This window comes from Pseudoalteromonas sp. Z9A4 (assembly GCF_011378845.1).
In the GTDB taxonomy this organism is placed as follows: Bacteria; Pseudomonadota; Gammaproteobacteria; order Enterobacterales; family Alteromonadaceae; genus Pseudoalteromonas; species Pseudoalteromonas arctica.
The window spans coordinates 13,769-26,620 of sequence record NZ_WTLA01000003.1; the positions used below are offsets into that span (position 1 = coordinate 13,769).

A 12,852-nucleotide genomic window follows, 5' to 3' on the forward strand; every position below is an offset into this window, starting at 1 on the left:
TTAAAGGTATCTGCAGCAATAAATATAAGGAAACACAATGGAAATTTCAGTTTCAATGTTAGAAGGCCAAAAGCAAAGCGCTAAATTTGGCGACCTAGAAGTAATAAGTGATCAAAGCGTAAACGCTGGTGGCAATGCAGAGTATCCAGAACCGTTTGATTATTTTTTAGTAAGTATGGTTTTATGTGCAGGTTTTTATGCGCGTAAGTTTTGTGAGCAGCGTGATATTTCAACGCAAGGTATGACGCTTACTCAAAATAACGAAAATGTAGATGACAACGGTAAAAAGCTATTTTCAATTGAGATTAACTTACCAGAAGGCTTCCCTGATAAATATAAAAAGGCGCTTATTGCAGCCGTTAATACCTGTACGGTAAAAAAAGTAATTCAGGCAGTACCAGAGTTTTCAGTAGTGGTAAAATAGTCCCCCTAAATTAGGTAGCTTAAGCAAGCTACCTAATTATATGTTGAGCATCCCCGTTTAACTTATTTCTTTTTCATTCCTTGTACTGCTTTAAAGCGTGGGTTGTTTTTACAAATTACAAATACGCGGCCTTTGCGTTTTACAATTTGACACCCCGGACGTTGCTTTGCACTTTTAAGAGAGCTTAATACTTTCATACCTTTTCCTTTTTAACAGTCGATAAACTTTTAAAACGACGATTAAACTGTGCAACGCGGCCATCTGTAGCGGCTGTTTTTTGCTTGCCTGTATAAAATGGGTGCGAGTCACTTGATACATCAATAGGTACGTATGGATATGTATTACCGTCTATTTCTACTGTGCGGCTCGTTTTTATGGTTGAGCCAATAATAAAGTAAGAATCGGCAGCGGTATCGTGAAAAGCAACCACGTGGTAATCAGGATGAATATTTGGTTTCATAATACGCCTCAATAAATGATATGTGATAATATATCATTTTAATTTACCGTATTTATTCTCCCATTGCAAATTATTTAAATGTTCCTCAAAAAGGCCGTAATTGCTGGCTATTTGCGCAAATAAATCAAAAAATAAGCACTTGAATCAAAAATGCTGGCTATTGGCGTTTAGGCTGTTATAACTATATTTAAGAGTTAAAACGTTAACAAATACGGTTATAAAGTTATTACAGAGGTTATGTATGAGTGACGCAACACAACAACAAGAACAAATTGATCAAGGGGTGATGGAAACCCTAAGAGAGCGCGACCACAGTACCTTGGCGCAACAAGTAAATCCTTTAACCTGCAACCATAACGATATTGTAGAGTTACTTGCAAGGTATATGGCACTAAGCGAGCAAGAAGATGATGAGCTGTTTGATGATTGGTTTGATAACCTAACCAAAGAGCAACATACTGTTTTAAAAGTATTTGAAGTTTACCGTGGACAATATGAGCACCAAAATTAAAGTGTTTATTTTTGTATGTATGCCAAATCCAGTGGTTATTTAAATAAAACTAAATAGCCACTACTACTTTTTGTATTAAAGAGTAGCTACGTCAAACCAACCACTGATCCCACCTGTTTTCATCATAATTTTTTGCGGATTTAATCTTATCTTTATTTAGGTACGACTTACTGACATTCATAAGTATTTATTGCTATTTTAAGGTAATGTTCTAGTTTTAATAGGCAGACTGTTTATAGTTTAGATAAGTTTATCGGGTTATATACTCGAAAATATTCGCTCCCATCTCATAATTTATAAAACATTTAAAATAAACAGAGCTTTAATGATTAAATCTGAGATCCCAAGTAACGAAGCCGAGCGATTACACGCGCTTAGAGCATTAAAAATTCTAGATACGTCTCATGAAGAGCGCTTTGATCGTGTTACTCGTATTGCCAAGCGTATGTTTAATGTTTCTATTTCATTGGTTACTTTGATTGACGAAGACCGCCAGTGGTTTAAATCAAGGCAGGGGCTTGATGCGCCTGAGCTTCCTCGCGAAACCTCATTTTGTGGCCACACCATAAATCAAGACGAGTTATTAATAATCCCAGATACAGCCCAAGACAAAAGGTTTTTTGATAACCCCTTTGTTACAGGCGATCCTAAAGTACGCTTTTATGCAGGCTTTCCTTTAAAATTAAGGGAAGAAGTCACTATAGGCACTTTGTGCCTTGCCGATAATAAACCTAGATAACTCGATGATGAAGAAAAACAATTACTAAGAGATTTAGGCACGTTAGTCGAGCGAGAAATTCAATCAATTCAACTAGCCACAATTGACGAGTTAACAAGAATCTCTAATCGACGTGGTTTTTTAAACCTTGCTGAACATACGCTAAATGTATGTAGGCGAAATAAAGTATCAATGTCGTTTATTTTGTTTGATCTCAATAAGTTTAAACAAATTAATGATATTTATGGACACCACGAAGGCGATTTTGTATTAAATAAATTTGCACAAATTATGCTTAGTTCATTTCGTGATTGTGAAGTAATAGGTCGACTTGGCGGAGATGAATTTGTTGCGATGTTAAGCGACTCAGACGAGACAAAAGCAGAGTTTGTTTTACAAAGGTTTGCGGATGCAGTAGAGCATGCTAATAATACCTTAAACAAGCCATACAAAATTGATTACAGTGTAGGAGTAACACACTTTAAACACGATACAGGTAAATCGGTTGAAGATATGATTCAAGATGCTGATGTTGCAATGTATCAGCAAAAAAAGCAGCAATCACTTTAGTGAGCTATTTAGTTTAATTGCTGCTTGAACTTCACTTAACTTCCTCATGCTAGTACGAATTTTATAATATGCCGCTATTCGCTATTGCAGTCATTTTTTGCCGCGGGTGATGCTAAAGACACATTTGGTTGCCAAATCCTGTTCCATATTTTATGAAGATTGTTTAAGTTTGGTCTTTGACTTATTTTTTCAAAGTTACCAATGCTCACTTCTGAATCATTTTTTTGACCCACTACAAAATTAAACACATAGTTGCACTCCATGCCCATACGTAAATCAGAAAGTACAATATTGCTTTGCTGTTGGCGCACCGAATAAAACCCTTTAGTAAACCACTGCAAGCGTTTTATAGCCCATTCATCGCTAATATTATTTAACAGTGAAGGCGTTGTTTGATAAGCCGTTAATGTAACATCGCTGGGTGCGTCAAATACTGATGCATAACCTTCGTAGTATTGTCCGTCAGACATCACAACAATACGCCACAGCAAAGTGGTTAGCGGAGCAGGCGTACTAACATACGCATTGACTGGTATTTGTCTGTTGTTGAGAGCCGTTTTTACTTTGTCATCAATATTTACTTTTAAAATTAAAGCGCAAAATAAATATAGACTACTTAAAACTAAAGCCGCTGCATTTATACGATAAGCCGTTGCTGCTTTTATTTTGGGTATTAGCGTACATATTACGCCAATTAATAAAGGAAGCGTGTAAGCGGGGTCAATAATAAACACACTAGAAACCGCAAAGGGGTACTCAGTAAAAGGCCAGAGTAGTTGTGTACCGTATACCGTTAGGCTGTCTAATAGGGCATGTGTAGATAAACTTAAAAATACTAGCCAAAACCAGCGCACTTTATAAATTTGCATTCCCGCGTGTATTTTTAAAATTAGCCATACAATGAGCGGGCTAATTAATAAATGTATTAATAACGAATGGCTAAAGCTACGGTGGTAAGTAAATGCTTCTACAGAGCCACCATATGGCAAAAATACATCTAAATCAGGGAGTGTGCCTAAAATGGCACCCCACAAAACGGCTTTTCGACCTATTTTATTACCTAATACCGCATAACCTACAGCACTACCTAATGCTACCTGCGTTAAAGAATCCATTTTAATTAATACCTTTAATTACGACTTTTATTATTTATACTTTTTGATTATTAAAAAGCGTCAAAAAATAATGTGAAATATTTGATAAGCACATCAATGCCCAAAATTTATAAGCTAAGCCTGGGCTTTATAAAATCTAAAAACGCTGTAATGCGAGACGATACCGCACTATTTTTATAATACACGGCTTGTATAATTTCTCGGTTATTAGGTGAGCTAACTGCACTGGGTAACACTTCAACTAATTTACCTGTTTTTAGGTCATTGCCAATCATAAAGTGAGAAAGTAGCGCAACGCCTTGGTTTGCAATACATAGTTGGCGCACTGTTTCGCCGCTGCTTGCGCTAAGCGAAAACGTAAATAAAGCGGGCTTTACTAACGGCCAAGTGTTTAATTTAGGGGAGTCGCTAAAACCAATTAACTTGTGATTTTGTAAGTCATCTATTTGCGTAATTGTTGCGTTGTTTTTTATATATTCTGGGCTGGCTACAATACGTAACTGGCTGCTGCCAAGTTTACGAGCATGTAGATTTGAGTCTTTTAAATCACCAATGCGTATGGCTAAATCGGTTTTATGTTCAAGTAAATCAATAATGCTGTCGTGTGAGGTTATATCAAGCGTTATGTGGGGGTATTGCTTGGCAAATTCGCCAATTAAAGGCGTAAGTTGGTGCAATACAAAAGGGCTTGCAGCATCTATTCGCAGCTTGCCACTTGGCGCTTGTTTTAAAAGCTTTATGGCTTCTTCACCGGTATAAAGCGTATTTAACCCTTCGCGCGCAAATTTTATAAAAGTATGGCCTTCTTCGGTAAGCTCTAATCGGCGTGTTGTTCTGTTTAGCAAAGTACATTGCAGTGTATTTTCAAGGCGTGATACAGCTCGCGACACTTTAGCCACCTGTTGATCGAGCAAATTAGCCGCCCCCGAAAAGCTTCCGCAATCTACCACCGTTATAAACGTTTCTAAATCTTCAGTTTTTGAATGAACAGCCATAAGTATATCAACACCATTTTTGCATTATTAACAAAAGTATTTTGTCACTAATGCTATTTTTTGCAAACGATATTTTAGCCAAACTACATTCTTCATATATTAATGAGGATATAACTATGCCATTGGCTTTGTGGGCGCTTACCTTAAGCGCATTTGCAATAGGAACAACTGAGTTTGTAATAGTGGGATTAGTTCCTACCATTGCAAACGACTTAGGCGTAAGCCTACCTTCAGCGGGTTTGCTTGTAAGTTTATATGCGGTTGGCGTTGCTATTGGTGCGCCGGTGCTAACAGCTTTAACGGGTCGTTGGAATCGTAAAGTGGTATTAATAAGCTTAATGGGCTTGTTTGTACTGGGCAACTTACTCGCTTGGCAAGCGCCAAGCTACGAAACATTAATACTTGCGCGTATTTTAACGGGGCTTGCCCATGGTGTGTTTTTTTCAATCGGATCGATGATTGCTACTAGCTTAGTAAGCAAAGATAAAGAAGCCAGTGCAATTGCCATTATGTTTACCGGGCTTACTGTAGCACTAGTAACTGGTGTGCCATTAGGTACGTGGATTGGACAACACTTTGGTTGGCGTGCAACGTTTTTAGTTGTATCGGTATTAGGTTTAATTGCATTAATTGGCAGCTCTATTTTAGTACCAAAAAACTTAAAAAAATCAATACCAGCAACGTTTAAAGAGCAACTACAAGTAATTGTAAAACCACGTTTATTACTCGTATATTTAATGACTATATTAGGCTACGGCGGCACGTTTACAGCGTTTACTTATTTAGCACCTATTTTAGAGCAGCAAACAGGTTTTGCGCCTTCGGCTATTGCTTTAATAATGCTTGTTTACGGTGTATCGGTAGCAATAGGTAATATTTGGGGTGGAAAGTTAGCTGACAAACGCGGCCCAATTAGCGCACTGAGTATTATATTCAGCGCTTTGAGTATTATTTTACTGATATTTACCTTTACGATGGAATCAAAAATTGCTGCTGTACTAACTATTTTAGTATGGGGCGCATTTGCGTTTGGTAATGTACCAGGCTTGCAACTTTATGTAGTAAAGCAAGCGCAAAAGCACACGCCAAATGCAGTAGATGTTGCATCAGGTTTAAACATAGCCGCATTTAATATTGGTATTGCACTTGGCTCAATTATTGGCGGTAGTGTAGTAGAGAACATGACTCTGCAAGATACAGCATGGATAGGCGCTGTTATCTCTGTTTTAGCACTCGGTGTTACACGCTACAGCGGTATGCTTGATAAACGTGAAATTCAGCAAGCATAAATTCTTATCTGTTAAGGTTGAAACTAAAATTAATGACCTCATACCTGTTATGAGGTCATTAATTTTTAAGTGACAGTCGTAATAAGAAGTAAAAGGTGTATTTCGTAAAACTATAGGGCGTGTTGATCTTTGGTTGTTGAATTTGCAGTAGTAAGTTTGGTTTTTAGGCAAGGCAGAGCCTATGTAGTGTGGTTGTTCCCCATAAATAGGCGATAACGCAGCATAAAAACCAAACATACACTGCCCGTTGGGTTCTTTCTAGGAGCGATTAACTCTTTGTTGCTCGGTTTTTACTTAGCCCACTAGGTTACAAACCTCGCGCCGCGATTAAATCGCCCCTAGATTGAACAAATTTCAATCCACAAAGGACAACACGCCCTAGTGAAGTTTGTATTTCAAACCGATTATTTTATAAGGATAAACCATGACAAAACGTGTAATAGAAATGCCAGAACTCGGTATGGGAACATTCCGCTTAGAGGGCGACACGGCCTATAACTCAGTAAAAATGGCGCTCGAAGTTGGGTTTCGCCATATTGATACTGCACAAATTTATGGCAACGAAGAGCAAGTAGGTCAAGCTATAAAAGATAGTAATATTCCGCGCAGTGAAATATTCTTAACTACCAAAGTGTGGAATAACAAATTAAATAAAAGCGACTTTATCCCAAGCGTTAAAAAGTCACTTGAAAAGCTACAAGTTGATTCGGTCGACTTACTGCTAATTCATTGGCCATCGCCTGCTAGCGACGAGCCAATGAGTGAATACCTCACTGAATTACTAAAAGCGAAGCAGCTTGGTTTAACTAAGCACATTGGTGTATCAAACTTCACCATTGCAAACTTAAATGAAGCAATGCAAACACTCGACTCGCGTGAAATATTTACCAATCAGGTTGAGGTGCACCCATATTTAACTAATACTAAATTACGCGCATTTTGTGCTCAGCACGACATTCATGTAACAGCATACATGCCATTTGTAGTAGGCAAAGTACTTAAAGATCAAACCATTATCGACATTGCTAAAAAGCACGATGCAAGTCCAGCACAAGTTGTTTTAGCATGGGTTAACGCCAGCGGTATGACGACAATTCCATCATCAACTAAGCGTAAAAACTTAGAAGATAACTTTAACGACCACGTTAAATTAGATGATGAAGACATAGCCCGCATTGATGGTCTTGATTGCGGCGACCGCCAAGCAACACCAGAATTTGCGCCGCAGTGGGATCAGTAAACTTACCTCAAACGCAAAGTTTAACCAAATATTTTAAGGTGTAGATTATCTACACCTTAACTTTTAAAAAGGAATACACATGTTAACGGTTATAGCTGCACTGTCGTGCAAAAATATTGATGCAGATGTAATGCTTACAGCACTTGAAAACTTACAAAAGTCATCGCGCCAAGAAGTAGGGTGCTTACGTTATGAATTATCGGTAAAAAGTGATGATGAACATACAGACTATGTAGTTAGTGAACAGTGGGCGTCTGACGAACACTTTGAAGCGCATAAAAACGAGCCACACTTTAAAGCGTTTGGTACGCAAGTTACTGGGCTTTTAACCAATAGTAGTATTGACGTATATAAATCAATTGGTTAAGCGGTTTTATACCACTTAGCTAAACTACATAACTAAGTAAATACTCAAATAGGTGTTGTTAACTTACATCACCTTTTATTCTTACACTCTAACCTGCCTAAATACTCTACTTTCCCAATATACCAATGAAACCTATTAGGACTCTTTTTTGTTAATGCGTAGTGCATCGAAATCAAAAGAGGTTTATAACACTATTAAAAGTCGTTTTGGTATCACAATCCACTCTAATAAATAGCCTATTTAATTTGTTGTTTACATTAAAGTTCTCTGGTGTAAATATAGAAACACTAATAGGCACTGTTACGTGCCTTGGCGCATGGAGAGTATAGTGAATGATGTAACATCAATCACTAGTAAATTACTAGCTAAAAAAATCACAGTCAATAAAGCCTTAATAGCTTTAAGCTGTATAATTTATATGGAAATAATAATGAAAAAATTAATCGCAATAGTAGCGTTGTTAGGCTTTGCCTCATTTGCACAAGCTAATGATAGTTTTGTAGTGAAGGCCAAGTTTTATGATAATAAAAGCCTAATTGGCTCACCTACTTTAGTTGTAAATTCAAACGAAGAGGCGTCAGTTTCAGTTGATAATTTGTATAGTTTTGCTCTTACAGTAACGCCAATTGATGGTTCTACTGTTAGTTTAGCAACTGACCTGAAGCTAGGTGGAAAACATATGGCTCCCTCTTTAGTTGTTGTACTAGGCAAAGAAGCAAGTATCAATATTGATGGTAAAGAGCTTTCAGTTTTAGTAAGAAAATCAAGCAGCTAACAAGTTAAAGGTTAGGAATATAATTAATGAGAAACTCAAGAAATGAAATAGTAAAATATGGAGTCTCTTTTGGTACAGCCCTAGCAATTGCTATTTCATGGAGTGCTAACGAGTCTGTGTTATGGGCAATTTTGCATGGTTTTTTATCTTGGTTTTATGTTATTTGGCATGTAATTACGCGATAAGTGTTTTCGCGTGTGCACTGATTGATTTGTAGACCGCGGTCAATGTTAATAGTTGAGCAATTACCATTTAAAACGATTAAGTTAAAAATATAAAAGGAATACTTAATAATGAAAGGTGCGGGTGGAAGCTCTGGTGGTATTGGGCATTTTTTTATTGGTTTGATTATGATGTGCGGTGGCTTTTATATGCTGCTAAACGCAATTTCGGTAACCTCTAATTTTGGACTAAGTTCTCGCATTTATAGTGTTAATGCTTTAGGTGGCTTTGGCGTTACAGGCGGCATGGTTATGATCCCGTTTATTTTTGGTGTGGGTCTAATTTTTTATAATTCTAAAAATATTTTAGGCTGGGTGCTATCTCTAGGCTCGTTAACTGCACTAATATTTGGCGTTATATCGAGTGTGCGATTTAGTATGCGAACTATGACGTCGTTTGATTTGATTGTTATTATAATTTTAGCGTTTGGCGGCTTAGGGCTATTTTTACGATCGCTTAAATCTATTGATACTTAAATAATTACCGCGCTTTGTTTTAATATAATTTTAATTATTGGCATTTAACATGATGTTCCAATGCCTAAACTAATACATTAATAATGTAATCCTTCCTATTTACTGCTTAACCAGTAACGTATTTTAAAGAGATTTATGTGAACAACTCAATACAGCTAAAACTAATCGCTACTCACTTATTAGCACAAAGAGAAGAAAACCCAGCACGTTCAAACTTTCCTAAAGAGTTAGTACTAGACTCGACTGACGATGCGATAGAAGTACAAAAGTTGATGATTTATTTAAATGATCAAACTGTATATGGCTGGAAGTGTATGCTGCCTTTAGATGATGGCTCAATTATATTAGCGCCTCTTTTACATGCACCTATAAAACAAGCTGAAAATTGCCCACTGTATACAACAAATAACAAAGCGCTGATAGAACCAGAAATTGCATTTATTTTACAAAGCGATTTACCAAGTAATAAAATCTATAAAAATGAAGACGTAGATACTGCATTTGCCAGCGCCCACTTGGCACTTGAGCTTATTCAAAAAAGGTTTGATGAAGACACTCCAAGCACTCACATTGAAAAACTGGCTGATGGTTTATCTAATCAAGGTGTGTATTTAGGCCCACAAATAGATAAAGCCAAAGCGTATAACGCAAGTACTGTAAATATTAACGTTAAGCAAACTGAGCTGGAATTAAACCTGGCGGGTGTGCATCCTGCAGAACTTGCGCAGCTTCCACTTTATTGGGCGGTTAATTACTTATCAGCAAAGGGAATTAACTTAAAAGCAGGGCAAGTGTTTATAACAGGCTCTTATTGTGGTGTTGTTGAGCTTAATACCAATGAGCAAACATGTATTACATATGAAGATTTAAATACATTTAATGTGACATTTTTATCCCATTAAGCGTAATACTCATTTTAACGGTCATAATAAAACAACCCACTAATTAGCGGGTTGTTTTTTATTTGGCTAAATTTTAATTATTGATTTTAGAGAGTAATGCAGGATTTATTACGAGATTTCGTACGCCGTGAGCATGATCTTCATTAAAGGTGTTACTTTCACACCATTTGCCAACACTGTTTATATCAACCTTTGCTACTTTTGGTTTAACTGACCATGTTACTTGAAAAGGAGAGCCTGCCTCGTTGTAACTAGGACCAGTAGTTGAACCGCTATAAACAACAGGTTTACCCGTATTTGTAGGTGTAGCAATCGCTTGATAGTAACCATTTACAGATGACACGGCGCTTATTTCAGCAAAATCAAGTGCGTTAGCATCGTTTACTAATACATATACTTGAGCTTCAACACGTAGTTGAGGATTTTTAATTGAATCACTTAAACAGCTACCCAAGGTTGGGCCTGGTTTTACAATTGCTGACGTATGAACATTATGAACCTCAATGGTATCGCCAACTAAAAGCGCGCCGTGATCGCTTGGACAAATTTCAATTTTTGCTGGTTTACTTTCACTTTTAGTTAAAGAGCCTGAATATAAGTAGCCACTTTTAAAACCTTTTCCATTACCATTTCCGGCATATTTACTAAACTCGCCACCGGCATGTTCAGCATTTTTATGAAAGTGTATATTACATAAGTTCATGCTTGATGAAGTTGGGGCATGAGAAAAAACTGCCGTGTTTTCGCCTTTATAATTATCAATATTGCGCGGAGATTGTGGGCCAAAGCCTTTATTAGCGGTGTTTTTAGCAAGTGCAGCACGCTGCATTTTTATTATGTCGTCATTTGCTATTTCGTGTTTAGCTTTAGCTAGCGTATTAAAAGATAGGATAGTGATTACAGCAGAAATTACACTTATTTTTGTTTTGATTGTCATTGAGTCAGTGCCTTTAAATTACATTTTTCGTAACAATTAAGTTAACAGATCTTGTTTTTCGTCAAATAATCCTAAAATAATTAAACTAATGCAAAACTATTTAATAGATAAATCGTATTTTAAAATAAGTGCATCTATATAGCGGGTGCGTAATGTGTGTTGTTTTTCATGATCGGCGCCATGCCCTAATGCTTTGTTTAAAAGCTTCATGGCTGGGTGCAGTAGCGTTCTTTCGTCTTGGTTTAAGCTCGCTTTACTGCGTAGTTCTGTAATGTCGTCAACTAATAGCCTGCCAATATCTACCGAGACTATTTCGTCTATTAATCCATTTTGAGTAAGTACGCCGTACTTACTACATAAAAACTGTTGCCAAACTTGCTGCAAGTGCTCGTCTATTTCGCAGCCAAATAGCTCTTCGCTAAACGTAAATCCTTGCTGAGCGAGTTTAGTTAGGCTTACAGTATATTGCTGCGCAAAATAATTAAAAGCATGGCTTGATGATTCTATTTTTTGTTTTAAAAGACCTTGCCCCCAATTAACACAGCCGCGCGGGTAATAGTCGTCATACTCTTCGCATTCATACAAACCTGAATATGAGCTGCAGCTAAGTTGACTTTTAATACAGTAACTTGGTTTTGGGAAAACACTTCGCTCTTGCCAAGCTAAAAGTGTATCTGCATCTATATTTAATGCTTGGCACAGTTCATCGGTGTTATAAAAATGAGTTGCTAAGTAATCAGATAAACGCATAAAGCCTCTGGTATAGTTAAAATAAAATACTGTTTATATATACAGTTATTCATTTTGTATTACCAAACTTAATAACACAAGAGATTTTATAATTAAATGTGGGTTTACACCTCCAAAAGTACCGGCAATTATGTTACAAATAGCGCAAGTTTTATAAATAATGATTTTTTATGCGCACCCTAGACCAAATTAAACAAGCAAGTCTTATTACAGCTATTAAAACGCCATACTTAGCAAACGGTGAAATAGACCTAGCAAAGTACGATGAACTCGTAGAAATACAAATTGCAGCAGGCGTTGACGGCATTGTAGTTGGTGGCACAACAGGCGAAGGCCAGTTAATGAACTGGGAAGAGCATTTAATGCTTATAGCGCACAGTGCAAACAAGTATGGTGACAAACTGGTTATTGTCGGTAATACCGGTAGTAACAACACCCGTGAAGCGATTAAAGCAACTAAATATGGCTTTGCCAGTGGTATGGATGCAGCACTGCAAATTAATCCATATTACGGACGTACGTCTATTGCAGGCGTTAAAGAGCACTTTAAACGCGTACTTGATATTGGACCTGCCTTTATTTACAACGTAGCAGGGCGAACAGGTCAAGACCTAACACCTGATATTATTGAGCCACTCGCTAAGCATGAATATTTTATTGGCGTAAAAGAGTGTGGCGGTAATGAACGTATTGCCCATTATGAGCAACAAGGTATTGCATGTTGGTCGGGTAACGATGACGAAAGTCATGATGCGCGCCACACACATAAAGCGCACGGAGTTATCTCGGTTACTTCTAACTTAATACCTGGGTTATTCCGTCAGTTAATGGATACGCCAAGTAACGAGCTAAATGCGTCGTTACAACCATTGATGAACTGGTTGTTCTGTGAACCAAACCCGATTGCTATTAATACCGCATTGATGATGACTGGCGCAGTAAACCCAGTATTTAGATTACCGTATTTACCGCTTAGTGATGAGCAGCAAGCCCAAGGCGAAGTATTAATTAATGAGTTGAATAACAACGATGTTGTTGGCGGCACAGCTAAGTGTATAAAGCAGGACGATATAGCCCTCCTTTCCTAGCAATATGAGCAAG

Annotated in this window: 16 protein-coding genes and 1 pseudogene; 11 read left to right on the top strand and 6 right to left on the bottom strand. The window is 37.3% G+C overall.

From position 1 onward, the window contains the following. The first annotated feature begins 37 nt into the window (after window positions 1–37). Window positions 38–424 carry an OsmC family protein gene (locus tag GQR54_RS03435; RefSeq protein WP_024591728.1) on the top strand — a complete coding sequence of 129 codons (387 nt, stop codon included), beginning with the start codon at window positions 38–40 and terminating at the stop codon, window positions 422–424. Between the two features lie 62 nt (window positions 425–486). Here GQR54_RS03435 and ykgO read toward each other — a convergent pair whose 3' ends face one another. Further along, the gene (gene ykgO / locus GQR54_RS03440) at window positions 487–621 is read right to left on the bottom strand and encodes a type B 50S ribosomal protein L36 (protein WP_002958669.1); all 135 of its coding nucleotides are present in this window, start codon (window positions 619–621) and stop codon (window positions 487–489) included. Then, window positions 618–884: a type B 50S ribosomal protein L31 gene (locus GQR54_RS03445; protein WP_165723509.1), complete on the bottom strand. Its 267-nt coding sequence runs from the start codon at window positions 882–884 to the stop codon at window positions 618–620. The genes ykgO and GQR54_RS03445 overlap by 4 nt, the downstream gene beginning before the upstream one ends. A 241-nt stretch (window positions 885–1,125) precedes the next feature. On the opposite strand from GQR54_RS03445, the gene GQR54_RS03450 reads away from it, so the two are divergent. Together GQR54_RS03450 and GQR54_RS19745 are read left to right on the top strand one after the other, a co-directional pair. Then, window positions 1,126–1,395 (top strand): hypothetical protein, encoded by a 270-nt coding sequence (locus GQR54_RS03450; RefSeq protein ID WP_007580861.1) that lies wholly within the window; start codon window positions 1,126–1,128, stop codon window positions 1,393–1,395. A 325-nt stretch (window positions 1,396–1,720) separates the two neighbouring features. Further along, window positions 1,721–2,683 (top strand): annotated as a pseudogene (locus GQR54_RS19745) (sensor domain-containing diguanylate cyclase). A gap of 74 nt (window positions 2,684–2,757) precedes the next feature. On the opposite strand, the gene GQR54_RS03460 reads toward GQR54_RS19745, so the two are convergent. Further along, window positions 2,758–3,798 carry a metal-dependent hydrolase gene (locus GQR54_RS03460; RefSeq protein ID WP_166376538.1) on the bottom strand — a complete coding sequence of 347 codons (1,041 nt, stop codon included), beginning with the start codon at window positions 3,796–3,798 and terminating at the stop codon, window positions 2,758–2,760. 107 nt (window positions 3,799–3,905) lie between these two features. Further along, the gene (locus GQR54_RS03465) at window positions 3,906–4,793 is read right to left on the bottom strand and encodes a LysR family transcriptional regulator (protein WP_166376539.1); all 888 of its coding nucleotides are present in this window, start codon (window positions 4,791–4,793) and stop codon (window positions 3,906–3,908) included. A gap of 116 nt (window positions 4,794–4,909) precedes the next feature. Here GQR54_RS03465 and GQR54_RS03470 point away from each other — a divergent pair, with 116 nt between their 5' ends. The 7 genes from GQR54_RS03470 (at window position 4,910) to GQR54_RS03500 (ending at window position 10,064) form a co-directional block, all read left to right on the top strand. Beyond that, entirely contained in the window at window positions 4,910–6,082 is a 1,173-nt protein-coding gene (locus tag GQR54_RS03470) for an MFS transporter (protein WP_166376540.1), read from the top strand. Window positions 6,083–6,506: 424 nt separating this feature from the next. Further along, window positions 6,507–7,322: a 2,5-didehydrogluconate reductase DkgB gene (gene dkgB, locus GQR54_RS03475; protein ID WP_166376541.1), complete on the top strand. Its 816-nt coding sequence runs from the start codon at window positions 6,507–6,509 to the stop codon at window positions 7,320–7,322. A 79-nt stretch (window positions 7,323–7,401) separates the two neighbouring features. Then, window positions 7,402–7,689 carry a putative quinol monooxygenase gene (locus tag GQR54_RS03480; RefSeq protein WP_002958660.1) on the top strand — a complete coding sequence of 96 codons (288 nt, stop codon included), beginning with the start codon at window positions 7,402–7,404 and terminating at the stop codon, window positions 7,687–7,689. 328 nt (window positions 7,690–8,017) lie between these two features. Beyond that, a complete protein-coding gene (locus GQR54_RS03485; RefSeq protein WP_240918862.1) occupies window positions 8,018–8,464 on the top strand; it encodes a hypothetical protein in 447 nt (148 codons plus the stop codon). Between the two features lie 26 nt (window positions 8,465–8,490). After that, window positions 8,491–8,649 carry a hypothetical protein gene (locus GQR54_RS03490; RefSeq protein WP_007378675.1) on the top strand — a complete coding sequence of 53 codons (159 nt, stop codon included), beginning with the start codon at window positions 8,491–8,493 and terminating at the stop codon, window positions 8,647–8,649. A gap of 108 nt (window positions 8,650–8,757) precedes the next feature. After that, window positions 8,758–9,162 (top strand): hypothetical protein, encoded by a 405-nt coding sequence (locus GQR54_RS03495; protein WP_002958658.1) that lies wholly within the window; start codon window positions 8,758–8,760, stop codon window positions 9,160–9,162. A gap of 137 nt (window positions 9,163–9,299) precedes the next feature. After that, window positions 9,300–10,064: a 2-keto-4-pentenoate hydratase gene (locus GQR54_RS03500; protein WP_166376542.1), complete on the top strand. Its 765-nt coding sequence runs from the start codon at window positions 9,300–9,302 to the stop codon at window positions 10,062–10,064. 73 nt (window positions 10,065–10,137) lie between these two features. On the opposite strand, the gene GQR54_RS03505 is transcribed toward GQR54_RS03500, so the two are convergent. Then, window positions 10,138–11,001, bottom strand: coding sequence for a delta-class carbonic anhydrase (locus GQR54_RS03505; protein ID WP_165725455.1), 864 nt, complete (start codon window positions 10,999–11,001; stop codon window positions 10,138–10,140). A gap of 96 nt (window positions 11,002–11,097) precedes the next feature. Continuing rightward, complete coding sequence (locus tag GQR54_RS03510; protein ID WP_166376543.1) at window positions 11,098–11,751, bottom strand: DUF6058 family natural product biosynthesis protein; 654 nt, start codon at window positions 11,749–11,751, stop codon at window positions 11,098–11,100. Between the two features lie 170 nt (window positions 11,752–11,921). Between GQR54_RS03510 and dapA the strand changes: the two genes are divergently transcribed. After that, the gene (gene dapA / locus GQR54_RS03515; RefSeq protein ID WP_024591739.1) at window positions 11,922–12,839 is read left to right on the top strand and encodes a 4-hydroxy-tetrahydrodipicolinate synthase; all 918 of its coding nucleotides are present in this window, start codon (window positions 11,922–11,924) and stop codon (window positions 12,837–12,839) included. The last annotated feature ends 13 nt before the right edge of the window (window positions 12,840–12,852 follow it).